This window comes from Novosphingobium sp. FG90, from assembly GCF_057808725.1.
This window is the reverse complement of the sequence record NZ_JBMDIO010000002.1, coordinates 1-25,855: the sequence shown is the minus strand read 5'-3', so window position 1 is coordinate 25,855 and position 25,855 is coordinate 1. Positions and strand designations below refer to the sequence as shown.

General features: G+C 65.8%; 21 protein-coding genes and 2 tRNA genes. 14 read left to right on the top strand and 9 right to left on the bottom strand.

Annotation, left to right across the window (positions count from 1 at the left end; all coding sequences use genetic code 11):
- Nucleotides 1-32 precede the first annotated feature (32 nt).
- The 3 genes from cobT to ACODRZ_RS01730 all read right to left on the bottom strand — a co-directional run bounded on the left by cobT (nt 33) and on the right by ACODRZ_RS01730 (nt 3,587).
- Nucleotides 33-1,847, bottom strand: a complete 1,815-nt coding sequence (gene cobT / locus ACODRZ_RS01740) for a cobaltochelatase subunit CobT (RefSeq protein ID WP_488970885.1) — start codon at nt 1,845-1,847, stop codon at nt 33-35.
- 207 nt (nt 1,848-2,054) lie between these two features.
- Nucleotides 2,055-2,705, bottom strand: a complete 651-nt coding sequence (gene fsa / locus ACODRZ_RS01735; protein WP_330701896.1) for a fructose-6-phosphate aldolase — start codon at nt 2,703-2,705, stop codon at nt 2,055-2,057.
- A 192-nt stretch (nt 2,706-2,897) separates the two neighbouring features.
- Nucleotides 2,898-3,587, bottom strand: a complete 690-nt coding sequence (locus tag ACODRZ_RS01730) for a DUF4197 domain-containing protein (protein ID WP_488970886.1) — start codon at nt 3,585-3,587, stop codon at nt 2,898-2,900.
- A gap of 68 nt (nt 3,588-3,655) precedes the next feature.
- On the opposite strand from ACODRZ_RS01730, the gene ACODRZ_RS01725 reads away from it, so the two are divergent.
- Nucleotides 3,656-5,821: a primosomal protein N' gene (locus tag ACODRZ_RS01725; protein WP_488970887.1), complete on the top strand. Its 2,166-nt coding sequence runs from the start codon at nt 3,656-3,658 to the stop codon at nt 5,819-5,821.
- On the opposite strand, the gene ACODRZ_RS01720 is transcribed toward ACODRZ_RS01725, so the two are convergent.
- Nucleotides 5,818-6,708, bottom strand: a complete 891-nt coding sequence (locus ACODRZ_RS01720; protein ID WP_488970888.1) for a CPBP family intramembrane glutamic endopeptidase — start codon at nt 6,706-6,708, stop codon at nt 5,818-5,820. The two genes, ACODRZ_RS01725 and ACODRZ_RS01720, sit on opposite strands and share 4 nt — an antisense overlap.
- 671 nt (nt 6,709-7,379) lie before the next feature.
- Between ACODRZ_RS01720 and ACODRZ_RS01715 the strand changes: the two genes are divergently transcribed.
- The 9 genes from ACODRZ_RS01715 (at nt 7,380) to ACODRZ_RS01675 (ending at nt 18,021) form a co-directional block, all read left to right on the top strand.
- Nucleotides 7,380-7,934: a F0F1 ATP synthase subunit delta gene (locus tag ACODRZ_RS01715; RefSeq protein WP_008830032.1), complete on the top strand. Its 555-nt coding sequence runs from the start codon at nt 7,380-7,382 to the stop codon at nt 7,932-7,934.
- Nucleotides 7,935-7,947: 13 nt separating this feature from the next.
- The gene (atpA, locus tag ACODRZ_RS01710; RefSeq protein ID WP_330701902.1) at nt 7,948-9,477 is read left to right on the top strand and encodes a F0F1 ATP synthase subunit alpha; all 1,530 of its coding nucleotides are present in this window, start codon (nt 7,948-7,950) and stop codon (nt 9,475-9,477) included.
- Between the two features lie 127 nt (nt 9,478-9,604).
- Nucleotides 9,605-10,480, top strand: coding sequence for a F0F1 ATP synthase subunit gamma (locus ACODRZ_RS01705; RefSeq protein WP_488970889.1), 876 nt, complete (start codon nt 9,605-9,607; stop codon nt 10,478-10,480).
- A gap of 24 nt (nt 10,481-10,504) precedes the next feature.
- Complete coding sequence (atpD, locus tag ACODRZ_RS01700; RefSeq protein WP_488970890.1) at nt 10,505-11,962, top strand: F0F1 ATP synthase subunit beta; 1,458 nt, start codon at nt 10,505-10,507, stop codon at nt 11,960-11,962.
- Between the two features lies 1 nt (nt 11,963).
- Nucleotides 11,964-12,221 carry an ATP synthase F1 subunit epsilon gene (locus ACODRZ_RS01695; RefSeq protein WP_103095732.1) on the top strand — a complete coding sequence of 86 codons (258 nt, stop codon included), beginning with the start codon at nt 11,964-11,966 and terminating at the stop codon, nt 12,219-12,221.
- A gap of 245 nt (nt 12,222-12,466) precedes the next feature.
- Nucleotides 12,467-14,002, top strand: a complete 1,536-nt coding sequence (locus ACODRZ_RS01690; RefSeq protein WP_488970891.1) for a hypothetical protein — start codon at nt 12,467-12,469, stop codon at nt 14,000-14,002.
- Between the two features lie 57 nt (nt 14,003-14,059).
- Nucleotides 14,060-14,371, top strand: a complete 312-nt coding sequence (locus tag ACODRZ_RS01685) for an I78 family peptidase inhibitor (RefSeq protein WP_488970892.1) — start codon at nt 14,060-14,062, stop codon at nt 14,369-14,371.
- A 248-nt stretch (nt 14,372-14,619) separates the two neighbouring features.
- A complete protein-coding gene (gene leuA / locus ACODRZ_RS01680; RefSeq protein ID WP_488970893.1) occupies nt 14,620-16,287 on the top strand; it encodes a 2-isopropylmalate synthase in 1,668 nt (555 codons plus the stop codon).
- Between the two features lie 369 nt (nt 16,288-16,656).
- Nucleotides 16,657-18,021, top strand: coding sequence for a hypothetical protein (locus ACODRZ_RS01675; RefSeq protein ID WP_488970894.1), 1,365 nt, complete (start codon nt 16,657-16,659; stop codon nt 18,019-18,021).
- Nucleotides 18,022-18,142: 121 nt separating this feature from the next.
- Here ACODRZ_RS01675 and ACODRZ_RS01670 read toward each other — a convergent pair whose 3' ends face one another.
- Nucleotides 18,143-19,315 (bottom strand): FAS1-like dehydratase domain-containing protein, encoded by a 1,173-nt coding sequence (locus ACODRZ_RS01670; protein ID WP_488970895.1) that lies wholly within the window; start codon nt 19,313-19,315, stop codon nt 18,143-18,145.
- Between the two features lie 179 nt (nt 19,316-19,494).
- Between ACODRZ_RS01670 and ACODRZ_RS01665 the strand changes: the two genes are divergently transcribed.
- Entirely contained in the window at nt 19,495-20,457 is a 963-nt protein-coding gene (locus ACODRZ_RS01665) for an NAD(P)H-dependent flavin oxidoreductase (protein ID WP_488970896.1), read from the top strand.
- Here the strand turns inward: ACODRZ_RS01665 and ACODRZ_RS01660 are convergent.
- The 4 genes from ACODRZ_RS01660 to ACODRZ_RS01645 are packed head-to-tail and all read right to left on the bottom strand — an operon-like array spanning nt 20,412 to nt 23,549.
- Nucleotides 20,412-20,984, bottom strand: a complete 573-nt coding sequence (locus tag ACODRZ_RS01660; RefSeq protein ID WP_488970906.1) for an AHH domain-containing protein — start codon at nt 20,982-20,984, stop codon at nt 20,412-20,414. The genes ACODRZ_RS01665 and ACODRZ_RS01660 overlap by 46 nt on opposite strands.
- Nucleotides 20,981-21,784: a hypothetical protein gene (locus ACODRZ_RS01655; protein ID WP_488970897.1), complete on the bottom strand. Its 804-nt coding sequence runs from the start codon at nt 21,782-21,784 to the stop codon at nt 20,981-20,983. Before ACODRZ_RS01655 ends, ACODRZ_RS01660 begins: the two co-directional genes overlap by 4 nt.
- 15 nt (nt 21,785-21,799) lie before the next feature.
- The gene (locus ACODRZ_RS01650; protein ID WP_488970898.1) at nt 21,800-22,228 is read right to left on the bottom strand and encodes a flavodoxin family protein; all 429 of its coding nucleotides are present in this window, start codon (nt 22,226-22,228) and stop codon (nt 21,800-21,802) included.
- Between the two features lie 49 nt (nt 22,229-22,277).
- Complete coding sequence (locus ACODRZ_RS01645) at nt 22,278-23,549, bottom strand: hypothetical protein (RefSeq protein WP_488986158.1); 1,272 nt, start codon at nt 23,547-23,549, stop codon at nt 22,278-22,280.
- Between the two features lie 135 nt (nt 23,550-23,684).
- Between ACODRZ_RS01645 and recJ the strand changes: the two genes are divergently transcribed.
- From recJ to ACODRZ_RS01630, 3 genes are all read left to right on the top strand, one after another.
- Complete coding sequence (gene recJ, locus ACODRZ_RS01640) at nt 23,685-25,484, top strand: single-stranded-DNA-specific exonuclease RecJ (protein ID WP_488970900.1); 1,800 nt, start codon at nt 23,685-23,687, stop codon at nt 25,482-25,484.
- A 92-nt stretch (nt 25,485-25,576) separates the two neighbouring features.
- A tRNA-Glu gene (locus ACODRZ_RS01635) sits at nt 25,577-25,652 on the top strand.
- A 37-nt stretch (nt 25,653-25,689) separates the two neighbouring features.
- Nucleotides 25,690-25,764: transfer RNA gene (locus ACODRZ_RS01630), tRNA-Glu, on the top strand.
- The last annotated feature ends 91 nt before the right edge of the window (nt 25,765-25,855 follow it).

Genomic DNA, 25,855 nt, shown 5'->3' with positions numbered 1-25,855 from the left:
CGGCTCGCGTCAGTCAAGCCGCCGTCAACGCCTCACTCTTCCTCGAACAACCCCGCGAGCTGCTCGATCATCGTGCCGCCAAGCTGTTCCGCATCCATGATCGTCACCGCGCGGCGGTAGTAGCGGGTCACGTCGTGGCCGATGCCGATCGCGACAAGCTGCACCGGGGACTTGCTCTCGATCCATTCGATCACGCGGCGCAGGTGCGCTTCCAGATAGCCCGCCGAGTTCACCGAGAGGGTCGAATCGTCCACCGGCGCGCCGTCGGAGATCACCATCAGGATGCGGCGGTCTTCCTGACGCGCCAGCATGCGATTGTGCGCCCAGAGCAGCGCCTCGCCGTCGATGTTCTCCTTGAGAAGCCCCTCGCGCATCATCAGGCCGAGGTTCTTCTTGGCGCGGCGCCACGGCTCGTCGGCCTTCTTGTAGACGATGTGGCGCAAGTCGTTGAGGCGGCCCGGATGCGCGGGCTTGCCGTTCGCCAGCCAGCTTTCGCGGCTCTGCCCGCCCTTCCACGCGCGGGTGGTGAAGCCGAGGATCTCCACCTTCACGCCGCAGCGCTCCAGCGTGCGCGCCAGCACGTCGGCGCTGATCGCCGCGATCGAGATCGGGCGTCCGCGCATCGAACCGGAATTGTCGAGCAGCAGGGTGACGACGGTGTCCTTGAATTCGACGTCCCGCTCGATCTTGTAGGACAGCGACTGCCCCGGCGAAACGACCACGCGGGCGAGGCGCGCCGCATCGAGCAGGCCTTCTTCCTGGTCGAAGTCCCACGAGCGGTTCTGCTGCGCCATCAGGCGGCGCTGCAGGCGGTTGGCAAGGCGCGTCACCACGCCCTGCAAGCCCTTGAGCTGCGCATCGAGATAGGCGCGCAGGCGGGTCAGCTCCTCCTCGTCACAGAGGTCCGAGGCGCCGACGACTTCGTCGAACTGGGTGGTGTATTCCTTGTAGTCGAAGCTGTCGGGAATGTCGGTCCAGGGGCGGTTGGGGCGGACGGGGAGCATGCCCTCCTCACCTTCCTGGCCCTCTTCGCCTTCGTCCATGTCGTCGGAGGTTTCGCCTTCAGCCTCGCTCTCGCCCTCGTCGTCGCCCTGCGAGGGTTCGGCGGCCATTTCGGCGGGCTGCTGGTCCTGGCCCTGCTCGCCGCCTTCCTCCTGCTCCTCGGTCTCCTCCTCGCCGTCCATGTCTTCCATGTCGGTGGGTTCCTGCGGCACTTCCTCCGCGCGGGTGAGTTCGAGGTGCTGCAGCATGTCGAGCGACAGGCTCTGGAACGCCTTCTGGTCGTGCAGCGAATTCGCCAGCGCATCGAAGTCGGCGGTCGCCTTGCGCTCGATCCACTTGCGGACCATGTCGACGCCGGGGCGCGCGATCTCGGGAATTTCCTGACCGGTCAGGCGCTCGCGCAGCAGCAGCGCAAGGGCTGCGGGGACCGGTACGGCGTCGGGCGTGTCGGCTCGGGCGATCGGATCGGACGTGATGCGCGTCAGCAGCGCGGCATCGAGATTGTCGCGCATGCCGTCATAGGCATTGGCGCCCAGCGCCTCGTAGCGCACCGTCTCCACCGCATCGAACGCGGCGCGCGCGGTCGGCTCGGCCGGGGCATTGCGCATGTGCAGCCTGTCGTCGTGATGCCGCAGCTTGAGCGCGAAGCTGTCGGCGAAGCCGCGCGCCTGCATCGCGGCGGCGCGCGGCAGGCTGCGGCCGGGCATCGGCACGCGGAAGGTGTTGCCGGTGGAACTGGGCGCGTCGGCGGTCCAGTTCACTTCGACCTCCGCCTCCTGCGCGATGGCGCGCGAGGCTCCGGTGAGGACGGACTTGAAGCGATCGGTTGGGGATTCGTCGGACATTGCCCGAGGTGCCTAGCGCATTGGCGCGGCGGGCTCAAATGGGCGATGTGAGAGGGGGCTGCGCATTTCGTCATTGCGAGCGTAGCGAAGCAATGACGAGGAATGTGTTTGCCGCCGGGGCTTCGACAAGCTCAGCCTGAGCGGAGTGAGAAGTTATTTCACCAACCCCGCTCACCCTGAGCTTGTCGAAGGGTGTCTAGCGCAACCTCAGATCGACTGGCCGGTCTTCGCCCAGTCGGCCATGAAGCCTTCGATGCCCTTGTCGGTCAGGACATGCTTGACCAGGCCCTTGATGACGGCGGGCGGCGCGGTCATCACGTCGGCGCCGATGCGGGCCGCTTCGAGGACATGGATGCCGTGGCGTACCGAGGCGACCAGGATTTCGGTCGCGAAGTTGTAGTTGTCGTAGATGATGCGGATGTCGCTGATCAGCGCCATGCCGTCGAAGCCGTTGTCGTCGTGACGGCCGACGAAAGGCGACACGAAGGTCGCGCCGGCCTTGGCGGCGAGCAGCGCCTGGTTGGCCGAGAAGCACAGCGTCACGTTGACCATGGTGCCTTCGCCGGTCAGCGCCTTGCAGGTCTTGAGGCCGTCGATGGTGAGCGGCACCTTGATGCAGACGTTGTCGGCGATCTTGCGCAGGATTTCGGCCTCGCGCATCATCCCCGCGTGATCGAGCGCGACGACTTCGGCGCTGACGGGGCCGGTAGTCAGCTTGCAGATCTCGGCGGTGACTTCCATGAAATCACGGCCCGACTTGGCGATCAGCGACGGGTTGGTGGTGACGCCGTCGAGCAGGCCGGTGTCGGCCAGTTCCTTGATGTCGGCGATTTCGGCGGTGTCGGCGAAGAACTTCATGGCGTGCGTATCCCTGCGGCGCCGCGATGGGGGCGGCGATTCTGGGCGCCCCTATAGGGAATGCACGACACCGGGGCCAGCCTGTCAGCGTATGACGTCGGGGGCTTCGACAAGCTCAGCCTGAGCGGGATTGAAAAACCTGCTCTCAAAACCGCTCAGGTTGAGCTTGTCGAAGCCCCCGCGCCGCAGCGCCTACATCCCCCTGGCCAGCTTCAATGCCGCGATCAGTGCGGCATCGTTGGTGCTCTGCGGATCCCTGCGGATATCCGCTTCCTGCGCGCCGATCTCGTACCAGATCGCATTGTCCGCCTCAAGCGCGAGGGCATGCGCCGCGTCCGCCATGTTCACGCCGGTCAGCGCGTTGACGGCGGTATTGAGGATCGGATCCTCGGCCATGCGCATCACCCGGTCGAGTTCGGGGATCATCGCATTGACGAGGCCGGAACCCATCGACTGGCGCAGGAACGTCGTCGCCGAAGTATCACCGCCCCGCAGCAAGGCCAGCGCATCGGTCACCGTCAGCGAGCGCACCGCATCGTAGACGATCGGCGCCGCGACGCGGGCTCCGTCCTCGGCGATGCGGTTGAGTTCGCGCTGGAGCTTTTCCTTGAACAGCGGCGAGCGGAATATCTTCTGCGCTACCGATCCCGGACGGCCGAACAGCACCGGCATGTTGATGCGGGCGACCTGGCTGTCCCAGAAACCGTCGGGCTGTGTCAGCCGCGCGAAGGCGCGCTGGCTGGAGAGCATCAGCAGATTCTCGATGATGTCGGTGTAACTGGGCCGCCCCATCGTCGTGCAACCCGGCAGCGCCAGCACGCCCGTCGCCAGAAATCCGGCCAGAACCGCCCGTCTGTGAAGTGGCTGTCCTACTGCCTGCATGCTCGATCCCCCATTCATCTGCGCGTACTCCTTCACGACCCCGTTTGCCCGCGCCTATATGAACGCAGATGCAACGTGTCCGACTCCTCGTCTTCAACGCCGCCCTTGGCGTCCTCGACTATCGCGTGCCCGAGGGGATGGCGATCGAATTCGGATCGATCGTCGTCGCGCCCCTCGGTCCGCGACAGGTGCTGGGCATCGTCTGGGAACCGGAACGCCTGAACGCACAGGAAGTGCCTGAAAGCAAACTGAGACCTTTGCTCGGCGTGATGCCCGCGCCGCCGATCGCGGCGAGGCTGCGGCGCCTGATCGAATGGACCGCCGATTACTACTGCGCGCCGCTGTCGTCAGTGGCGCGCATGGCGCTGGGCAGCATGTCGGCGCTGCGCGGCGGCGGCACGACCACCGAATACCGGCTGACCGGTGAGGAACCCGCGCGCCTGACGCCCCAGCGCGCCTCAGCGCTCGATGCACTGCAGGGCGAGCAAGGCTCGATCCGCGAACTGGCGGAACTCGCCAGCGTATCGGAGGGCGTGCTGCGCGGCATGGTCGGCGCGGGACTGCTGGAGGCGGTGACGGTCGATCTCGACCGGCCCTATCCCCCTGCTCGTCCGGAATTCGCCGAGCCGAAGCTCAACGACATCCAGCAGGACGCCGCTGACATTTTCGTCGAGGCGGTCAAGGAAAAGAAGTTCGCCCCCTTCCTGCTCGACGGCGTCACCGGCTCGGGCAAGACCGAGTGCTATTTCGAGGCGGTCGCCGAAGCGATACGCATGGAGCGGCAGGTTTTGGTGCTGCTCCCGGAGATCGCGCTGACGGAAAATTTCCTGCGCCGTTTCGAGCATCGCTTCGGGGTGCCGCCGGTGCTGTGGCACTCCTCCCTGAAGTCCAGCGAGAGGCGCCGTGCGTGGCGTGCGGTATCGTTGGGTGCCGCTAAGGTCATCGTGGGTGCCCGCTCTGCGCTGTTCCTGCCTTACGCGAATCTGGGCCTGATCGTCGTCGATGAGGCGCACGAAATCTCGTTCAAGCAGGACGACGGGGTGCGCTACAACGCCCGCGACGTGGCCGTGATGCGCGCGAAATTCGAGGGAATTCCGATAGTTCTGGCCAGCGCCACCCCGGCGCTGGAATCGATGCAACTGGCCGAAGCCGGGGTCTATCGCAAGATCGACCTGCCCTCGCGCTTCGGCGGCGCGACATTGCCCGCGATCAACATCCTCGACTTGCGCGAACAGGCCCCCGAACGCGGCCGCTGGATCGCGCCGAAGCTGGTCGAGGCGATGAAGGACCGGCTGGCCAAGGGCGAGCAGTCGCTGCTGTTCCTCAACCGCCGGGGCTATGCGCCGCTGACGCTGTGCCGCAACTGCGGCTACCGCTTCCAGTGCCCCAACTGCACCGCATGGCTGGTAGAACACAGGTTTTCCAAGAGGTTAGCCTGCCACCACTGCGGCCACGAGACACCCGTGCCCGAAGCCTGCCCCGAATGCGGCACCGGCGACTGCCTCGTCGCCTGCGGCCCGGGGGTGGAGCGCATCGCCGACGAAGTGGCGGAAATCCTGCCCGAAGCGCGCACCGCGCTGGTCACCTCGGACACCATGAACACCCCCGCCGCGATCGGCGAATTCGTGGCGATGGCGGAAAACAAGGCGATCGACGTCATCATCGGCACCCAGCTGGTGACCAAGGGCTACCACTTCCCCGACCTGACGCTGGTGGGTGTTGTGGACGCCGACCTCGGCCTCGAAGGCGGGGATTTGCGAGCCGGTGAAAGGACTTATCAGCAGATCGCCCAAGTCGCCGGACGCGCCGGACGCGGCGAGAAGCCCGGCGAAGTCCTCATCCAGACCCGTCACCCCGAAGCCTCGGTGATCGCCGCGCTGGCCAACGGCGACCGCGACGCCTTCTACGCCGCCGAAACCGAGGCCCGCCGCGACGCCGGAGCCCCGCCCTTCGGTCGCTGGGCCGCGATCATCGTCAGTTCGGAGGACCAGGCCGAAGCCCTCGCCGCCGCCCGCGCGATCGGCGGAACCGCGCCGAACCTGCCCGATATGCTGGTGCTCGGCCCTGCTCCCGCGCCGCTGTCCCTGCTGCGCGGCCGCCACCGCTTCCGCCTGCTGATCAACGCAAGGCGCTCGGCGGAACTGCAGAAAACCTTGCGCGAATGGCTCGACCCGCTCGAGTTTCCACGCGGGGTGCGCGTGAACATCGACATCGACCCCTACTCGTTCGTCTAACCCCGCTTCCAGCGCGGCGGCATGAACTCCCCCTTGCGGTAGGCGTATCGCAGCAGGGCCACGCCCACGATCGTCGCCACCACCAGCGCCACGCCGGAGGCTTCGAGCCCGAACGCCCCGCCGGTCAGGAGTTCAGGCCCGCTGAGGCGCGTCTCCACCAGCCCGCGCGGCGTCCCTCCCCCGGAAACGGGGATCGACCAGATCCACCCCTGCGTGAAGTTCCAGCCCATGTGCAGCCCGATCGGCGCCCATAGTCGCCGCGTTACAACATAGGCCGCGCCCAGCAGGATCCCCGCCTCGCAGGCGATGGCGAAGGCGGCAAACAAGCTGGCGCCGGGATTCATGAGATGGGCGAATCCGAAGAATGCGGACGTCAGCGCCAGCGCCGCCCATGTTCCGAAAACTGCCTCGAGCTGGCGCTGGATGACGCCGCGGAACACGGCCTCCTCCACCATACCGCTATAGAATGCGATCCCGAACCAGACCCACAAGTCGCCCGTGCCTCGCAGCCCGACGATCGAAAGCCCTCCAAGCAGTGCGACCGCTCCCACGACAAGGCTTAACAGGATCACGCCGCCCAGCACACCCGCAGCCAGCTCCCCTCCGGCGCGCCCGGCCCGGACGCCATCGCGCGGCTCCCGCACGATCCAGCGCTGGAAGGCATGATAAGCCAGCAGTCCGCAAATCCCGACAAGCAAGCCCGAGAGCGCCCGCAGCGGCGAGGAACGATCGATATGAAGCGCATTGATGGCGATGCCCGGCAGGATCGCGCCAAGAGCGACCAGAACCACGCCGATCGGCAGAAGCACCAGTGGATGCGCAAGAAAGCGGCGAAACGGCTCCCGTTTGCCGCGTTCCTGCCCTGCTTCATCGATAGCGTTTGTCATACCGGCCCCCGCTCCTGCACCGAGGCTTGAAGCGGAAGTTTCGATGACTGTCGAGCAGAAGCCGGAAGTCGGTGTCCCTTCGCTGCCCCACAATTGGAACTTCCCATTTCATCCGCGCAGCTGGTGAACCGGATAACATGGCAAAGTGTCCGCCCTGCGGCGACGAGCGACATTCCGCCAACGGGTCCGCACTGCGCGATGCGGTCCAGAACGACATATCGCATCGGCGGTTCGCCGCGAAAGGACGGCGCCTCAACTCGAGCCATCGCATAACGGCCAGCATCGCTGCGCCGTCTGCATCGTCCAGAGTAACGCTGCAAAGAAGCACCGATCGGCATCAACGGCCATGCACCGAGGCATCCTTTCGCCCAAGTTCTCCGGCTGTCGGCCGTAATACAACTGGCAGCACGGGCCGGGCCAGACCCTCGATTCGATGGGTCGTCGGAATACTCCGCAGCGAATTCGTGCCCGACATTGCACACCGCATCGCAAGGAGGCTTCCCGCCGCTTGCTTTTAAACTGTTTACCTGTCCTTTGTCCCCAGGGCCAAAGGGGCACCTTGCGTTGTAACGGTATCGTCGCTATGCGCGCCCCGTCAGCGGGCTGGGGGAGCACGCGCTGTTGTTGCGTCCCCGACCCGAACCCACCTGCGATGTAAGGATAGGACAGGCGTGGAGAATTCCGGAGGCATCAAGGCCAGCTTGCAGGGACGCTACGCTTCGGCGTTGTTCGATCTCGCGAGCGAGAACGGCTCGGTTTCGGCCGTTGAGAACGACCTCGACAACCTCGGCCAGGCCCTGCGCGAGAGCGACGAGCTTGCCGCGCTGATTCGCAATCCGCAAATCAGCCGCGATGCCGCCGCCAAGGCGATCGAAGCGGTCGCGGGCGTGCTCGGCACCTCGCCGCTCACCAAGAACTTCCTCGGCGTTCTGGCAGGCAATCGCCGCCTGTCGGCCCTGCCCGAGATCATCCGCGCCTTTGCCAGCATCGCCGCCGCCCAGCGCGGCGAAGCGACGGCCGAAGTCGCATCCGCCCACGCGCTTTCCGACGAACAGGTCGAACAGCTTCGCCAGAAGCTGGAAGTGCGTGAGGGTCGCAAGGTCAAGATCAAGACCAGCGTCGATCCGGAACTGCTTGGCGGCCTCGTCGTCACCATCGGTTCCAAGCGCATCGACAGCTCGATCCGCACCCGTCTCAATTCGCTCGCCCAGGCCATGAAGGGCTAAGAAAGGCAGAACAATGGATATCCGCGCAGCAGAAATCTCGAAGGTCATCAAGGACCAGATCGCCAGCTTCGGCACCGAAGCCCAGGTTTCGGAAGTCGGTTCGGTTCTGTCGGTCGGTGACGGCATCGCCCGCATCCACGGCCTCGACAACTGCCAGGCCGGCGAGATGGTCGAATTCTCGAACGGCGTGCAGGGCATGGCCCTCAACCTCGAAGCCGACAACGTCGGCGTCGTGATCTTCGGCTCGGACGCCGAGATCAAGGAAGGCGACAGCGTCAAGCGCACCGGCACCATCGTCGACGTTCCCGTCGGCAAGGGCCTGCTCGGCCGCGTGGTCGATGCGCTCGGCAACCCGATCGACGGCAAGGGCCCGATCATTGCCGACAAGCGCGCCCGCGTCGAATCGAAGGCTCCGGGCATCATCCCGCGCAAGTCGGTGCACGAACCCGTGCAGACCGGCCTGAAGGCGATCGACGCGCTCGTCCCCGTCGGCCGTGGCCAGCGCGAGCTGATCATCGGTGACCGCCAGACCGGCAAGACCGCCGTCGCCATCGACACCTTCATCAACCAGAAGGAAGCGAACCAGGGCGACGACGAGGGCAAGAAGCTCTACTGCATCTACGTCGCCGTCGGCCAGAAGCGCTCGACCGTCGCCCAGATCGTGCGTCAGCTCGAAGAGAACGGCGCGATGGAATACTCCATCGTCGTCGCCGCGACCGCTTCGGAGCCGGCTCCGCTGCAGTACCTCGCGCCCTACACCGGCGCCGCGATGGGCGAATTCTTCCGCGACAACGGCATGCACGCCGTCATCGTGTACGACGACCTTTCCAAGCAGGCCGTCGCCTACCGCCAGATGTCGCTCCTTCTGCGCCGTCCGCCGGGCCGCGAAGCCTACCCCGGCGACGTGTTCTATCTCCACAGCCGCCTGCTGGAGCGCGCTGCGAAGCTGAACGACGAGAACGGCGCCGGTTCGCTGACCGCCCTTCCCGTCATCGAGACGCAGGCCGGCGACGTTTCGGCTTACATCCCGACCAACGTGATTTCGATCACCGACGGCCAGATCTTCCTTGAAACCGGCCTGTTCTACCAAGGCATCCGTCCGGCCATCAACGTGGGTCTGTCGGTGTCGCGCGTGGGCGGTTCGGCCCAGACCAAGGCGATGAAGAAGGTCGCCGGTTCGATCAAGCTGGAGCTGGCGCAGTACCGCGAAATGGCGGCATTCGCCCAGTTCGGTTCGGACCTCGACGCCTCGACCCAGAAGCTGCTCAACCGCGGTGCGCGCCTGACCGAACTGCTCAAGCAGAAGCAGTTCTCGCCGCTCGCCTTCGAAGAGCAGACCGTGTCGATCTTCGCCGGCACCAACGGCTACCTCGACGCCCTGCCGGTCTCGAAGGTCACCGAGTACGAGGCCGAGATGCTCAGCTACATGCACTCGGAACATGCCGACGTGCTGGCGCTGATCCGCTCGACCAAGGACTTCGGCGACGAAGCCAAGAGCAAGACCAAGGCCGCGCTCGACGCCTTCGCCAAGCAGTTCGCTTAAGTTAAACCGTCATCCCGGCGAAAGCCGGGACCGGTGGCGGTCTTGAAGCAGCCTTCCTGAAAGGCCCCGCCTAAAGACCGCCACCGGTCCCGGATCAAGTCCGGGACGACGCAACGAGGAACAACGAGTGGCTTCGCTCAAGGAACTCAAAGGCCGCATCAACTCGGTCAAGTCGACCCAGAAGATCACCAAGGCCAAGCAGATGGTCGCCGCGGCCAAGCTGCGCAAGGCGCAGGCCGCCGCCGAAGACGCTCGCCCCTATGCGAGCCGTCTGGCCGAAGTGATGGGATCGCTCGCCTCGAAGATCACCGTCTCCGAGAACAGTCCCAAGCTGCTCGCCGGAACCGGCAGCGACAAGGTTCACCTGCTTGTCGTCGCGAACTCGGACAAGGGCCTGTGCGGCGCGTTCAACTCGAACATCGTCAAGGCCGCTCTCGCCAAGGCGCGTGATCTGCAGGCGCAGGGCAAGACCGTGCTGTTCTACCTCGTGGGCCGCAAGGGCCGCGCGGTGATCCGCCGCGAACACCCGAACCAGATTGCCCACATGTTCGACACCTCGGACGTGCGTAACCCCGGTTACGACGAAGCCGAGCGCGTCGCCGACGAACTCGTCGCGATGTACGAGGCGGGCAAGTTCGACGTGGCGCACCTGTTCTACTCGAAGTTCCGTTCGGCGCTGCTGCAGGAACCGACCGACCAGCAGATCATCCCGGTCCCGGCCCCCAAGGCCGTTGCCCAGACCGCCGATGCCGTCACCGAATACGAGCCCGATGAGGAGGAAATCCTCGCCGCCCTGCTCCCGCGCTACCTGAAGACCCAGCTCTTCGGCGCGCTGCTGGAGAACGCCGCGTCCGAACAGGGCGCGTCGATGACGGCGATGGACAACGCCACGCGCAACGCGGGCGACCTCATCAAGAAGCTGACGATCGTCTACAACCGCACCCGTCAGGCTGCGATCACCACCGAACTCGTCGAAATCATCGCGGGCGCGGAAGCGCTCTAAGTCATCGCAGGCAAGGAAACCGAAATGGCCACTGCACCCGTGCTCAACCTCACCACTACCGGCAAGATCAGCCAGGTCATCGGCGCCGTCGTCGACGTGACCTTCGAAGGCGAACTGCCCGCCATCCTCTCCGCGCTGGAGACCGAGAACAACGGCCAGAAGCTGGTTCTCGAAGTCGCCCAGCACCTCGGCGAGAACACCGTGCGCACCATCGCGATGGACGGCACCGACGGTCTGACCCGCGGTCAGGCAGTCGCCAACACCGGCAAGCAGATCTCGGTGCCGGTCGGCCCCAAGACCCTCGGCCGCATCATGAACGTCGTCGGCGACCCGATCGACGAGCGCGGCCCGATCGGTTCGGACATGTTCGCCCCGATCCACGCCGAGGCTCCCGCCTTCATCGACCAGTCGACCGAAGCCTCGATCCTCGTCACCGGCATCAAGGTCATCGACCTTCTCGCTCCCTACGCCAAGGGCGGCAAGATCGGCCTGTTCGGCGGCGCGGGCGTTGGCAAGACGGTTCTCATCCAGGAACTGATCAACAACATCGCCAAGGGCCACGGCGGCGTCTCGGTCTTCGCGGGCGTCGGTGAGCGCACCCGTGAAGGCAACGACCTCTACCACGAGTTCCTCGACGCCGGCGTCATCGCCAAGGACGCCGAAGGCAACGCCACCTCGGACGGTTCCAAGGTCGCCCTCGTTTTCGGCCAGATGAACGAGCCCCCGGGCGCCCGCGCCCGCGTCGCTCTCTCGGGTCTGACCATGGCCGAGTACTTCCGCGACCAGGAAGGCCAGGACGTCCTGTTCTTCGTCGACAACATCTTCCGCTTCACGCAGGCGGGCGCTGAGGTGTCGGCTCTCCTTGGCCGTATTCCTTCGGCCGTGGGCTACCAGCCGACCCTGTCGACCGACATGGGCGCGCTGCAGGAACGCATCACCTCGACCACCAAGGGTTCGATCACCTCGGTCCAGGCGATCTACGTTCCCGCGGACGACCTTACCGACCCGGCACCGGCCGCATCGTTCGCGCACCTTGACGCGACGACCACGCTGAACCGCGCCATCTCGGAGCTGGGCATCTACCCGGCCGTCGACCCGCTCGACTCGACCTCGCGCGTTCTCGAGCCCCGCATCGTCGGTGCCGAGCACTACCAGACCGCCCGCCGCGTTCAGGAAACCCTGCAGAAGTACAAGTCGCTGCAGGACATCATCGCGATCCTGGGCATGGACGAGCTGTCGGAAGAGGACAAGATCACGGTCGCCCGCGCCCGCAAGATCCAGAAGTTCCTCTCGCAGCCGTTCCACGTTGCGGAAGTCTTCACCGGCATCTCGGGCAAGTTCGTCCAGCTGGAAGACACCGTGAAGTCGTTCAAGGCTGTCGTCGACGGTGAGTACGACCACCTGCCGGAAGCCGCGTTCTACATGGTCGGCGGCATCGACGAAGCGGTCGAGAAGGCCAAGAAGCTGGCGGCGGACGCCTGAGATGCCCCTGCACTTCGAACTCGTCACGCCTGCGAAGCTGGTCCGTTCCGAGGACGTCCACATGGTGGTCGTCCCCGGCACCGAAGGCGAGTTCGGCGTGCTGGCGGGCCACGCGCCCTTCATGTCGACGATCGCCGACGGCGCGCTGAAGGTCTACAGGACCGAGAACGGCGCGCCTGAGGAAATCCGCATCACCGGCGGCTTCGCCGAAGTGGGTGACGCGGGCCTGACCGTGCTCGCCGAGCACGTCGAAGGCTGATCTTCGCAGATAAGCAAAAGCAAAGGGCGTCGCCGGGAAACCGGCGGCGCCCTTTGCGTTTGCTCCACGCACCCCGCTCATCCTGAGCTTGTCGAAGGATGGGAGGCACAGCGCCACGCCTCAGGAGGCTTCGACAAGCTCAGCCTGAGCGGGGTTGGAAGCTGGGTTTTATCGCCCCACCTTGCGAAACGTCCACTGCACCGGCTCGCTGCCAGCATTCGCCAAATGGTAAGACTTTCTTGACTATGAAGCCCCGTGAATTTGCGGGGATTTCGATGGCGGGCATGATGATGGAGGCACCGGATGCCGGACGCGCGGGACGCCTTGCGCGCATCGTCGCCGACAGCCGCCTTGCCCAGTTCGCCTGCCTGCTCGCCTTTGCCGCCCTCATCCGCTGCCCGGCATGGGGCGAGTGGAATTTCGGCATCGACGACCAGTTCTACGCCCTCGTCGGCGAGCGGCTGTCCAAGGGCGATCTGCTCTACGTCGATATCTGGGATCGCAAGGGGCCGCTGCTCTACCTGATCTTCACGGCGATCGCTTTCGTCTCGCCAACGATGCTGGCCTACCAGCTGGTGGCCACGTTCTCGGCGGCGCTTGGAGCTTACGGCGTCAACCGCATCGCCCGGATGATCGCGACGCCGGGCAGCGCGATGCTCGCGGCCCTCTCCTACCTCGCGCTGCTCAGCCGCTTCGAGGGCGATAACCTGGAAGCGGGAGTCTTCTTCAACACGCTGATCATCGCCGCGGCATGGCTGCTCGTCTCGCGCTTCGATCGCCTGCGCGAAGGGCGCATCGATGCAGGATTGCTGGCGGGCTTCCTCTGTGCCGGAATGGCCATCGCGATCAAGCAGACGGTAGCGCTGGAAGGCGCGCTGTTCGGGCTGACGGCGATCCTGTTGCTCGCCCGGAGCGGCCGATCCGTCATCGGCGTCGCCTGGAGAGCCGGGCTGCTGGCGCTCGCAGGTAGCCTGCCGATGCTGGCGACCGGGCTGTTCTACTGGATGGACGGGCATTTCGCAGACTTGTGGAACGCGATGGCCACCTCGAACTTCGCGCGCGGCTATGCCGACCCGGCTATCCGGGTGCAGCGGATCTTCACGATGGCGGGGATGCTGGGCATCCCGATGGTCTTCGCCGCGATCGGGCTCCACGCGCTGCACCGGCAGCCGGAGCACCGCCCCGTAGCGCGGCTGATCGCGCTCTGGGCATTCGTCGCGCTGGCGCTGATATTCTCGTTCCCCAACATCTACGTGCATTACGCACAGTCCGCGCTGGCCCCGCTGGCGATCCTGTGCGCCGGGTACTTCGCCCATCGCCGTCCGGTCTGGCCGGGTCTTGTCGCGGTGATCGGTCTGAGCCTTGCCCTGTCCGGCACGTTCCACCTGCACGACCGCTGGCGTGCCCGGCCCGCTGCCGCAGCGCTGGTCGGCTACGTCGATAAGGAGACGCCGCAGAAGCGCCTCCTCGTATGGGGCGCCCCGAACTACCTCTATGCGAAGATCGGCGCTGATCCGGTGAGCCCGCTCGCCTTCTCGCCGCATCTCTACGAGGGCCGCGAATGGACCGGGCTGGACGAACGGCGCGAAGTCCGCCGCATCCTTGCCGCCCGGCCCGAGACGGTCGTGGCGCAGACACCGCTGCCCTCCTCGCCGCTCAACGAGGCGACGGTGTCGATGGTCGATGCCTATACCCGCACCTGCCGCAAGCAGCGCCGTTTCACGATCTACGATCATAACGGCGAACAGGTGCATACGGTGTTCTCTGCCTGCGCCGGATAGCGCGTTGCGTCCTCGTTCAGCTTCGCTAGGCTAGCGCGCCGGGAAAGGAGAGCACCCATGTCCCCCAAAGCCTTCATCGCCCCTGTAGCCATGGCCATGACGCTGGCCGCCTGCGCCGCGCAGACCCCGCCTGAAGCCGCCCCGCCCGCTGCTGCGGAAGCCGAACCGACCTGCGGCGCCGATCAGTTCGCCAGCTACGTCGGCCAGCAGGCCACCGACGCGACGATCGCGGCCATCCAGTCGAAGCGCGGCGACAAGCCGATCCGCGTGATCAAACCCGGCATGGCGGTAACGATGGATTACCGCGCCGAACGTCTCAACGTCGATGTCGACGAGAGCGGCGCGATCAAACGCTTCTACTGCTCCTGATCCCGGCGCAACATTCGGCAAGCCCACCTCGGCGACGGAAAGCGAAATTGCGCCGCCGTCGTCGCATTGCCTCTTTACACGGCGCGCGCGCGTGCCCATAGGCGAAGGCATGACCCTTCTGCTCGGCCTTACCCTGCGACTTATCCGCCCTTGGGCGTGAAGTAGTGCGTCGGCCTGCGGCGCGCTCGGCGCTCAAGGGGACCTGAACCGACATTGCCTGCAGACGAATTACCGAGCGAGAATACCCCATGACCATGCTGAAAGACCCTTCGGTCAAGTATCGCCCCTTCCCGCAGATCGACCTGCCGAACCGCCAGTGGCCCTCGCAGGTCATCACCAAGGCGCCCCGCTGGCTCTCCACCGACCTGCGTGACGGCAACCAGGCGCTGATCGACCCGATGGGCGTGGAAAAGAAGAGCCGCTTCTTCGACCTGCTGGTGAAGGTCGGCCTCAAGGAAATCGAGGTCGGCTTCCCGAGCGCGGGCGCGACCGAGTTCGACTTCATCCGTGGCCTCGTCGATCAGAATCGCATCCCCGAGGATGTGCTGGTGCAGGTGCTGACCCAGTCGCGCGCAGACCTGATCGAGCGCACCTTCGAGAGCCTGGTCGGCGTGCATGCGGGCATCGTCCACCTCTACAACGCCGTCTCGCCGCTGTGGCGCAACGTCGTGTTCGGCATGGAGCGCCACGAGATTCGCGGCATCGCGGAAACCGGCGCCAAAATCCTGCGCGATCAGGCGGCGAAGTACCCGCAGACCAAGTGGCACTTCGAATACTCGCCGGAGACGTTCTCGACCGCCGAACTCGATTTCTCGATCGAGTGCTGCGAGGCGGTGATGGAAATCCTGAAGCCCACGCCTGAGAACCCGATCATCCTCAACCTGCCCGCAACGGTAGAGGCTGCGACGCCGAACATCTACGCGGACCAGATCGAGTACTTCTGCCGCAACCTGCCCAACCGCGATGCGGCAGTGATCTCGCTGCACACGCACAACGATCGCGGCACCGGCGTCGCGGCGGCGGAACTGGGCCTGATGGCGGGCGCGGACCGCGTCGAGGGCTGCCTGTTCGGCAATGGCGAGCGCACCGGCAACTGCTGCCTCGTGACCGTGGCAATGAACATGTACACGCAAGGCGTGAACCCGGAACTGGACTTCTCGGACATCGACGAAGTGATCCAGACGGTCGAATACTGCAACCAGTTGAAGGTCGCCGAGCGTCACCCCTACGGCGGCGAACTGGTGTTCACCGCGTTCTCGGGCTCGCACCAGGACGCGATCAAGAAGGGTTTCGCCGCGCAGGAGAAGCGCAACGACCAGATCTGGTCGGTGCCCTACCTGCCGATTGACCCCGCCGATCTGGGGCGCAGCTATGAGGCGGTGATCCGCGTCAACTCGCAGTCCGGCAAGGGCGGCTTCGCCTGGGTGATCGAGCAGGACCAGGGCCTCAAGCTGCCCAAGCGGATGCAGGCGCACTTCTCCAAGCACGTTCAGGAACTGGCCGATGAACTCGGCCGCGAACTGCAGGCTGGCGACATCTGGGATGTGTTCCAGAAGGCCTATCGCCTGAACGGCGAGCAGCGCTTCCAGCTGATCGACTGGGATGAGGCCAAGGGTCTGGACAACACCCGCGTCTTCGCCGGCAAGATCGGCGTGGAGGGCAAGGAGCAGTCGGTGTCCGGCAAGGGCAACGGCCTGATCTCGTCCGTCACCGCGACGCTGGCCGAGAGCTTCGGCGTGCAGCTGGACGTCAAGGACTATGCCGAGCACTCGATGGGCAAGAGCACGGATGCACGCGCCGCCGCCTACGTCGAATGCGCCCTGCCCGACGGTCGCACCGTATGGGGCGTGGGCATCGACGAGGACGTCGCCACCGCCAGCGTGCGCGCCGTTCTGAGTGCTGCCAACGCGGCCTGATCCGTTTTCGGCATCCGGTTCAGAAAAGGCCCGGCCGGCAACGGTCGGGCCTTTTTCGTGAATTCGAAAAAAGCATCTCCATTAACGAGAGGGAAGTTGCAGCCGCTATGGCGGCAAACCGCGTTGCCCCCTTTTGCGTGTCCTGCGGGCAGCATTGCGCAACTGCAGAACCCCCGAAAACCGGTCTTGCGTAAGCTTACGCGGTCCGCACACCGGATTTTCAAAGCCGCAGCCCGGATTTCATGACGGCGGCTTCGGCCCGTTTCACAAGCATCGGCACAAACGATCGACACGGCTCCGTCTATCCGCGGCGTCCGTCTCCAACAGGCTTAACGCCTTGCCTACGGAGTATTTTACGGAGGCAACACCATGTCGATCAATTCATCGCGATCCTTCCGGCAAGCCCTCATGGGCGCGGCGGCGATCCCTCTTCTGCTGCTGGGCGCCTGTGCCGATGGAAACGGCTTCAATCCCGGCTCCGGCGTGACGCCCACACCTACACCGGGACCGACGCCCACACCGAGCCCCACCCCGACCCCGGCACCAACCCCGACGCCTTCCCCGACCCCGACCCCGACGCCGACCCCCACGACCACCAGCTACACCGGTTCGGCCGTCGGAGTAGCCATTGGCGGCACTTCGATCCTCGGGCCGAGCGGCTCGGGCACACTGGTCGAGGTCAACGTGGCGCCGCCCGCCGCAGGGCAGTCCACCAGCGGCCTCGCCGTCGATGTTCTCAGCGGCGACGGCAAGGCCATAGCGGTTACGCTGCCGACCACACCGCAGGCGACCCAGGAAGCGCTGGCCCCGGTTGGCGCCATTGCCGGAGCGCTGCTGGGGCCTCAGGTCGGCTCCACCGTCAACAGCGTCACGGATGGACTTTCGCCGACCGTGGCCGTGGTCACCTCGACGGTCAGTCAGGTGACCAATCCATTGCTGGGCACGGTCGATGGAGTGCTGGCGCCGGTACTGGGCCAAGGGGGACTGCTTGCCCCGGTGTCCGGCCAGCTTGGCGGTCTGGTCGATGGCCTGACCGGCGCGTTGCCGGGCGGCGGCTCCGGCCCGGCACCCACATACACCGGGCCGCTCGTCGGTCTGGATCTGGGCGACAATGCGCTGACCGGCCCGAGCACGAGCGGCACGCTCATCGGCGCCAATGTCCTGTCCGAGGATCCCGGCCTCGTCTCGGGAACCCTGCTCACGGCCGACGTGCTGTCGGACGGCAAGGTTGTCGATGTCACCTTGCCGACTACGGCCGACGGCGTGGCGCAGGGACTTGCGCCGGTGGGCAACATCGCCGGTGCCTTGCTGGGCGAGCAAGTCGGCAGCGGTGTCTCGCAGCTGACCACCGGGCTTTCACCGGTCGTGGCCCCGGTGACGGGTGTGGTGAGCACCGTCGCCTCACCGGTGCTCGACGCCCTGAACGGCGCCGTCGGCCCGGTGGCGGGGAGCATCGGTGGCGATGGCGCAGGCTCGGCCCTCGCGCCGGTCAGCGGGCTCCTCACCGGACTGCTCGGCGGAGTCACCGGCGGGGCCGGATCGGGCGATGTCCTGGCGCCCGTCACGGGGCTGGTGAACGGTGTCGTCGGCACGCTCAACGTCAGCCTGAGCGGCACCCTGACCGGAACCGTCAGCGGAGGATTGCTGGGCGGAACCACAGGCTCGGGCGGCGGCGCGCTGGCCCCCGTCACCGGACTGCTCGGCGGATTGACGGGAGGGAGCACCGGCAATTGAGATGAAGGTCCGCGTGTCCTTCCGCTCTGTTGCCCTCCCCCAGGGAGGACACGCTGCGACCCTGCTGCGGTGACGCGACGGGGGGAGGAGGCGGCCCATGCCGGGGCCGCCTCCTTTCGCGTCACTTCTTCTTGGGCAGTTCGATCTCGGCCACGCCCATGCACATCTTGACGCCCTTCTGGTTCTGCATGAGGTGCTTCACCTGAACCAGATGGCGCCCTTCCTCGTCGACCATCTTGTCGACCACTTCGGCGGTCTGGATGGTGACGTCGCCGCTCAGGGCAGGTCCGCGATAATTGGCGGTCGAGTGCACCACCATGCCCCATTCGCCCGCCCAGCCGGCAAGATAGTCGGTCACCCACGCCCCCATCGAGGCGCCATAGCCGTAGGCGCGCGGCATGCCGATCTTGCGCGCATACTTGGGGAACAGGTGCCCGCGTGACGGGCCGTAGTACGCGCCGTCGGTCAGTTCGGGATTGATCCGCTCCATCACCGGGTCGTTCTCATGACCCGCCATTTCCTTGGTAAAGCCAAGAGCCTCCAGGTCGATCGTGCGGCGATCGAGGGTGCCCCATACCGTGAACAGGTACGAGCGCCATTCGGTCGTGAAACTGGCCACCGTATGCGGCCCGAAGACACGCTCGGGAAGCTGGTCGCCGACGTTCACGTCATCCCACCAGCGTTCGCCGTGGCCCAGATCGTGCAGCATCTTGATCCAGCCGAACTTGCGCTCCTCCAGCTTCTCGATCTCGGCGTCCGTCCATTCCGGCTCCTCGAACTCCGAGGTATCGACGCGCGCGCCGCCTGCCGCCGCGCGGTAGCGGATGGCGGTCGAACGCTGCTTGGCGATCAGTTCGCCGTGCTGGTTGCGGTAATAGTTGTCACCGCGCTGGAAGCAGGTCGGGCCGAACCCGGTGTCCTTGACGCTGTAATCGTAGGGAATGCGCTCGTTGGTGATGGTATCGCCGCCGAACACGCGCGGACCGTAGTGCCAGAACTCATCGCCGCCGAACAGCAGGTGCGATTCGGCGATGCCGCCCATGCAGGAGGACGACGTGCCGTGGCTGTCGTCCATCACGATCGGGAAGCTCTGCGGAGCAACCAGCTTGCCCCAGCGGCTCGCCGCCGCATAGGCCGGGTCGTAATGGGCGAGATTGGGGTAGTGCATCGCCTGGACCCAGCGGCGAATATCGTTGTTGCCCAGCGGTTCGCGGATCGGCGAACTGTCGATGACGGTGCCGAGATACTGGTCGATGTCCGAACAATCGAACGTGGCTTCCCCGATATCCGACATGGTGTGCTCCTTCTCCGCTTGCAACTTCTTAATCGACAATGGTGTCTATTTCAGTCGTCCGGGAAGGTCACGCCCGCCCCCGACGGAAACGCGGGGGCGGTATGGCGGTCTTTGCTCGACACCATGCGCGGAGCGGATTATGCGGTTATTTAATCGAACGATTAAATAACGGAGACGAGATGCCCCTTTCCGCGCCGCTGTCTGCGCTGCCCCAAGCCCTGCGCCTCCCGGTGATCGCGGCGCCGATGTTCATCGTCTCCAACCCGGAGCTGGTCATTGCACAAGTGCGCAGCGGGATCGTCGGCAGCTTCCCGGCGCTCAATGCCCGGCCCGCCAGCCAACTCGACGAATGGCTTCACCGCATCACCGAGGAAACCCGCGGATGCGCCGCGCCCTTCGCGGTCAATCTCATCGTCCACCGGACCAACACGCGGCTGGAGGAAGACCTTGCGGTGCTGGAGAAGTGGAAGGTGCCGCTGGTCATCACCTCACTCGGCGCCAACGTGGAGGTCAACGCTGCGGTGCACGGCTGGGGCGGCATGGTGCTGCACGACGTGATCGACGACATGTTCGCCCGCAAGGCCGTCGAAAAGGGCGCGGACGGGCTGATCGCCGTGGCGGCCGGAGCTGGCGGTCATGCCGGGCCGCAGTCGCCGTTCGCGCTGATGCAGGAGATCCGCAGCTGGTTCGAAGGCCCGGTGGCGCTTTCGGGGGCAATCGCGAACGGTCGCTCGATCCTGGCGGCACAGGCGATGGGCGCGGACTTCGCCTATATCGGCACGCCTTGGATCGCCACGACCGAAGCCAATGCGGATGAGGCTTACAAGCAGGCGATCGTCGATGGCCATGCCGCTGACATCGTGAACTCCAGCCTATTCACCGGCGTCCACGGCAATTACCTGCGCCCCTCGATCGTCGCAGCGGGCATGGACCCGGACAATCTTCCGCATGGCGACAAGAGCCAGATGGACTTCGGCTCCGGCGGCAACACTGCGGCGAAGGCGTGGAAGGACATCTGGGGCTCCGGACAGGGAATCGGTGCCATTCGCACCGTCGAAACCGTGGCAGACCGGGTGGAACGTCTCGCAGCGCAGTATCAGTCGGCGAAAGACGAACTGCGCGCCCGTGCCGGCATCGCCTGAACCAGCGGCGCGGTGACGACGCGCGTGGAGCCCCACAGCGCATCGACCATGGCGTCGAGTTCGGTGAAGTCGACATGGATACCCAGCGGATCGCTGCGGTTCAATTTCAACCGCCGCCGTTGCCCGTCCAGCAGGTAGCGTCGCAAGGCGCGCTGCAGCAGATCAAGCCGCATGTGCGCCTGTATGGCGGCGCCTTGTGGATCCTTGTCGCGCATTGCCGCCCAACTGCTCTCGATCTGCCCCACCCGCTCGACGACAAGCTGGCTATAGAGCCGATGCGGTCCGCGATGCAGCGGCAACCCCATGCGCAGCGCCGCCAACTCGTCGCAAGGGAGCAGCAGGCCGTTCTCGCGAAAGTCCTCGAAGCGATGGCGATGGCCACCGATACTCTCCAGCATCCGCAGGAAAGCCGATTGCCCAAGCAACTGGCGCGGCAGCAGGTGATGGCGCTGCAGGCCGGGATCGTAGCCGGGTGCGTCGCTGCGATTGACGGCGCGGAAGGAGAGGTATTGCCTGAGTGCGCTCAGCCCTCGTCCTCACGCCACGCCAGCACGAGCTTGCCCACCTGCGAAGGCTCCAGCAGCAGCGCCTGTCCACCGGCGTCGATCCTGAGGGGTTCCACGATGCGCCCCCGGCGCACGAGTTGGTCGATCACCCTGACCGCGAGTTTCGCCGCATCCGTCGCGGCCTCCCCGCTCTGCCCTTCAAGCTGCATTTCCTGCCCCGTGAAATGGGAGAGGCCCCGGGTGACGAGGCTGCCATCCTCCGCCTGCAGGAGCGCCGTCAGACCAAGCGCCGGGAAGGCGCCGCCGTCCAACCAGTTGAGCACGCTGCGGCAGAAGTAACGCGGCTCCATCCAGGTCTGCGCTGGCCCCCAGCCGACCGCGCGCACCGGCAGTTCGAGCGCGAGGTTTGCCGCCAGGCCCATCATCGTGCGCAGAACCGGCTGCAACCCAGCGCCGGAAATGATGTGCCCCGAAGGCACGAGTTCAACCGCCTCGCCTTCGCCCGGCACCCCATCCTCGCCGAAGCCGAAATGCTGCTGCGCCTGCGTCATCCGGCCGGGAGCCACCGGTTCGAGCCCGATCAGATCGAAGGTCAGCCCGCTCGCCAGCAGTTCGAGCCATCCCGCTTCGGGAGCCGGACGATGACTGACACTGGCAGGCAATCCCGCTTCCGCAGCAGCCGCGACAAGTCGGGCCACGGTATCGGCGTCGGGCCGTGTGCCGGGATCGAAGGACAGGCACAGCCCTGTGGTGCTGTCGGCTCCCTGCGGCATCGGGCGAATAGGCACCATTTCAAGCGTAGCGTCGAGTCCATTCGGCACTGTGCAAAGCCCTCCTCAGAAAATCCCCAGGTGCAGCCCTTCGGCCATCGCAGCACCTAGATCGCGGCAGGCGTCCAGCCGGTCCTGCGGCACATGCTTTTCGGCAAGTATCGCCTCGGGCGTCTGGGCGCCGAGGTTGACGATCATCGGATCCGCCACGCGCCGCAGACGCCAGCCGGTGACGATGCGATCGATCTGCGCCTGCGCTCCGCGCCCATCGGACCCGGCGGCGATCGCAGTCGCATAGGCCCTGCCTTCCACGCGCCCCAGCAGCGGATAGTAGCAGCGGTCAAACATCTCCTTCATAATGCCCGTCATCGCGCCCAGATTCTCCGGACAGACGAAGGCGTAGCCCGAAGCCGCCACCAAGTCCTCGGGAGATGCATCCGAAGCGGCGATCAGGCGCGCACTTACGCCCGCACCGTCATGCAGCGCCTCGGCCATGGCGCGCGCTGCGCCGGTACGGCTGTGCCAGATAATAGCGAGCAGAGAATCAACAGCCTTTGTTGCCTGCGCCCATCATACCCCCAAGCCCGCCGAGCATGCCACCCAGTCCCTTCTTTTTCGGCTTGCATTCAGGCTGCTGCGCCCTGTCCTGCCCTTGATCTGGCCCCTCATAGTCCCGAGCGCTCATGCCCATGGCGCCCATTTCCATGCCGTTGGCCTGCATCCAGCTCGTCGTCGAGCGGTGACGGATACGGGCGGTCCATTCCGGCTTCCACGCGACCTTCGGGTCCGCCGGGCGCGGTGGATAGGCGAAGCTCTCCTGCGGACCGAATGCCGTCAGCGTGCCCACGCGAAAGTCGGGGGACGCTGCCAGGACTTCGGCCGGGATGACGCAACTCGTGCTCGCGGGAGCCATCACGGTTCCGGTTTTCACCAGCGATGCGGCCTGGTCCGGCGTGATCCAGTCCATCAGCCCCCCACCGAACTGCTTGTCGGCGCTGCTGGTCCACATCACAACGTCGCCATTGGCGTCTCCGTTCGGTCCCTGCTTGCCGCCGGTCAGGAAGGCCAGCCAGGCCGTTGCACCGGGGATACCCGTCCAGCTCAGACGCGATGCCCCGCTCGGGAGCGTCGCCGTGCGCGAAGTGATGGGCGCCATGAAATCCTTTGCGAGCGTGAAGTTTATCTCCGGCGCATACGTGCTCACCACCTTGTGCGCGCCGATCAGCGAACTGTCCGTCTTGACGAACTTGCGGTCGTCCGCCGGCCATCGGGCAAAGCTGCGCGAATTGTTCTGGGTCGGCCCCCAGTCGCGCACCACGGCCGAACCGGGCATGCCGGGAGGCATCTGTCCCGCCGAGATCTTCGCGAAGTCCAGCACGACCGGCTGCCCCTTGGGCGCATGCTCGCCGCAACCCCAGAAGATCAGCAAACGCCCCTTGGGCTTCTCGGGCAGAAGGTCCGGCGCTGCCTGCTCACTCGCTGGAGCAACCAGCGCCACAGACTTGCCGAGCTTGGCCGCCGGCGGCACGAAATGGTCGGCCTTGGCCTTACCGCCAGTCGGCGCCTGCTGAGAACCCAGGCGCAGGTAGAGTTCGTGTTGCACGTTCCCGCCTCCACCTCCCATCATCATGCTCATCGCAGCGCCCATTCCACCGCCGGAGCCGCCTCCCATGCCGCCGAATCCGGATACCGTACCGGCCCGCATGTCGTAGCGCGCAACCGGCGCGGCATCGCTTGCCGCCACGACGACGACCGGACCTGCCGCCAAAGCCGATGAAATCAAAGAAAACCTGAGGACATTACTCCACGTCATCATGCATTCTCCTACCCATTGATTACGTTTTACTTGCGAGAGGAATGGCGGACCAACGACAAATGCCGTCACGAAATGCGGGGATCGACGAAACCCTTCCACTTCCCGTCGAAGGACGGCTGGGCTAACGCCAGCTTCATGGAATCACGATCCGCCTGTGTCTTCGGGATCGACCGCTCGCTGACCGGCAAAGCCTGGCGCTGGCGCGGCGGCAACATGGACCTCTCCGACAGCTTCGGCAGAGGCCCGGCCGGTCTCGAAGACGATATCGTCACCCAGCTCCTGCTCTCGCGCGGCGTAGCGCGCGAGGATCTTGAGCGCCATCGCAATCCCAGCCTGCGCGCGTTCCTGCCCGACCCTTCAGCTTTCCGCGACATGGATGCTGCGGCGGAGCGACTGGCGCAGGCGGTCATGACGGACGAGACCGTAACCGTCTACGGCGACTACGACGTCGATGGAGCGACCAGCGCGGCGCTGCTGATCCTGCTCCTGCGCGCGCTCGGGCACCAGGCTCGCTACTATATTCCCGACCGCCTGCTCGAAGGCTATGGCCCCTCGGGTGAGGCGCTGGTGAAGATCGCCGGCGAAGGCTCCAGCCTGATCGTCACCGTCGATTGCGGGGCGATGGCGCACGAAGCGCTCGACATGGCGCACGAAGCAGGGGTCGACGTGATCGTCGTCGATCATCACAAGTGCTCACCGGTGCTGCCCCGCGCCACCGCGCTGGTGAACCCCAACCGGCTGGACGAAGACGACCTGGCCGCATCCCACGGCCATCTCGCCGCCGTTGGCGTCGCTTTCCTGCTCGCCGTCGCGACCGTGCGCACGCTGCGCAGGCGTGGCTACTTCGAAAGCCGCCGCGAGCCTGACCTATTCGCCCTGCTCGACCTCGTCGCGCTCGGCACCGTGGCGGACGTAGCCGCGCTGCACGGCCTCAATCGCGCTCTCGTGGCGCAAGGGCTGAAGGTCATGGCCAAGCGCGACAACATCGGCATGTCGGCCCTGATAGATGCCAGCCGCCTGGGCCGGGCGCCGACCTGCAGCGACCTCGGCTTCGCACTGGGGCCGCGCATCAACGCCGGCGGGCGCGTGGGCGAATCGACCCTCGGGGTGCGCCTCCTCACCACCACCGACGCCGACGAAGCGCGCGACATCGCGGCACAACTCTCCCGCCTCAACGACGAGCGCCGTGCCATCGAGCAGGCCGTTCAGGAAATGGCCGAAGCTCAGATCGAACGGCAGCACAACCGCGCCGTCATCGTCTGCGCAGGCGAAGGCTGGCACCCCGGGGTGATCGGCATCGTCGCCGGTCGCATCAAGGAGAAGACCGGCAAGCCTGCCCTCGTCATCGCGCTCGGCGCGGATGATGCGGGTAACGGCAAGGGATCGGGCCGCTCGATCCCTGGCGTGGACCTCGGCGCCGCGATCATCGCCGCGCGTGAGGCCGGACTGCTTCAGGCCGGTGGCGGACATGCCATGGCCTGTGGCCTCACCATCGCGCCTGACAAGCTGGAAGCCCTGTCGGAATGGCTGGATGACCGTCTCGCCGCCGATGTATCGCTCGCCAGCGCCAACCGCCACATGCTGCTCGATCTGGCGCTGACGCCCGGGGGCCTTGTCCCCTCGCTGGTGGAGACTCTGGAAAGCGCCGGCCCTTACGGCATGGGCTGGCCCGGCCCGCGCGTGGCAGTCGGCCCGGTGCGCATCGTCAAGGCGGATGTGGTGGGCGCCGACCACCTGCGGCTGATAGTCTCCGGCCCCGACGGCGGGCGCTTCAAGGCGATGGCCTTCCGCAGCGCCGAAACCGACATGGGCCAGGCCCTCCTTCACGCCGCGCAGGGCCGCAAGCTGTGGCTGGCAGGGCGTGCCAGGATCGACGACTGGGGCAGCCGTCCAGCGGCCGAACTTCACCTCGACGACGCGGCATTCTGCGATTGAAACGAAAGGTTCAAAAAAGTTTCCAGTTAAGGGTTGACCACCCTTGGACCCGCGTTTAGAGGGCCGGTCCTGCCTCCGGCGCAACCCGGTTTGGCCCCTTCGTCTAGCGGTCTAGGACGCGGCCCTTTCACGGCTGAAACACGGGTTCGATTCCCGTAGGGGTCACCATCGGTTTTGCCGGGAGGTGATATGTAAATGGCTTCACGGCCCCTTCGTCTAGCGGTTAGGACGCGGCCCTCTCACGGCTGAAACACGAGTTCGATTCTCGTAGGGGTCACCATTTATAGGCCGATAAGGCCAATTCAAGATGGCCTCATGGCCCCTTCGTCTAGCGGTCTAGGACGCGGCCCTTTCACGGCTGAAACACGGGT

Bases quoted from the DNA above. Each gene is read 5' to 3' on its own strand.
- cobT (WP_488970885.1), bottom strand. From the start codon at position 1,847: ATGTCCGACGAATCCCCAACCGATCGCTTCAAGTCCGTCCTCACCGGA.
- fsa (WP_330701896.1), bottom strand. From the start codon at position 2,705: ATGAAGTTCTTCGCCGACACCGCCGAAATCGCCGACATCAAGGAACTG.
- ACODRZ_RS01730 (WP_488970886.1), bottom strand. From the start codon at position 3,587: ATGCAGGCAGTAGGACAGCCACTTCACAGACGGGCGGTTCTGGCCGGA.
- ACODRZ_RS01725 (WP_488970887.1), top strand. From the start codon at position 3,656: ATGCAACGTGTCCGACTCCTCGTCTTCAACGCCGCCCTTGGCGTCCTC.
- ACODRZ_RS01720 (WP_488970888.1), bottom strand. From the start codon at position 6,708: ATGACAAACGCTATCGATGAAGCAGGGCAGGAACGCGGCAAACGGGAG.
- atpA (WP_330701902.1), top strand. From the start codon at position 7,948: ATGGATATCCGCGCAGCAGAAATCTCGAAGGTCATCAAGGACCAGATC.
- atpD (WP_488970890.1), top strand. From the start codon at position 10,505: ATGGCCACTGCACCCGTGCTCAACCTCACCACTACCGGCAAGATCAGC.
- ACODRZ_RS01695 (WP_103095732.1), top strand. From the start codon at position 11,964: ATGCCCCTGCACTTCGAACTCGTCACGCCTGCGAAGCTGGTCCGTTCC.
- ACODRZ_RS01690 (WP_488970891.1), top strand. From the start codon at position 12,467: ATGAAGCCCCGTGAATTTGCGGGGATTTCGATGGCGGGCATGATGATG.
- ACODRZ_RS01685 (WP_488970892.1), top strand. From the start codon at position 14,060: ATGTCCCCCAAAGCCTTCATCGCCCCTGTAGCCATGGCCATGACGCTG.
- leuA (WP_488970893.1), top strand. From the start codon at position 14,620: ATGACCATGCTGAAAGACCCTTCGGTCAAGTATCGCCCCTTCCCGCAG.
- ACODRZ_RS01675 (WP_488970894.1), top strand. From the start codon at position 16,657: ATGTCGATCAATTCATCGCGATCCTTCCGGCAAGCCCTCATGGGCGCG.
- ACODRZ_RS01670 (WP_488970895.1), bottom strand. From the start codon at position 19,315: ATGTCGGATATCGGGGAAGCCACGTTCGATTGTTCGGACATCGACCAG.
- ACODRZ_RS01665 (WP_488970896.1), top strand. From the start codon at position 19,495: ATGCCCCTTTCCGCGCCGCTGTCTGCGCTGCCCCAAGCCCTGCGCCTC.
- ACODRZ_RS01650 (WP_488970898.1), bottom strand. From the start codon at position 22,228: ATGGCCGAGGCGCTGCATGACGGTGCGGGCGTAAGTGCGCGCCTGATC.
- ACODRZ_RS01645 (WP_488986158.1), bottom strand. From the start codon at position 23,549: ATGATGACGTGGAGTAATGTCCTCAGGTTTTCTTTGATTTCATCGGCT.
- recJ (WP_488970900.1), top strand. From the start codon at position 23,685: ATGGAATCACGATCCGCCTGTGTCTTCGGGATCGACCGCTCGCTGACC.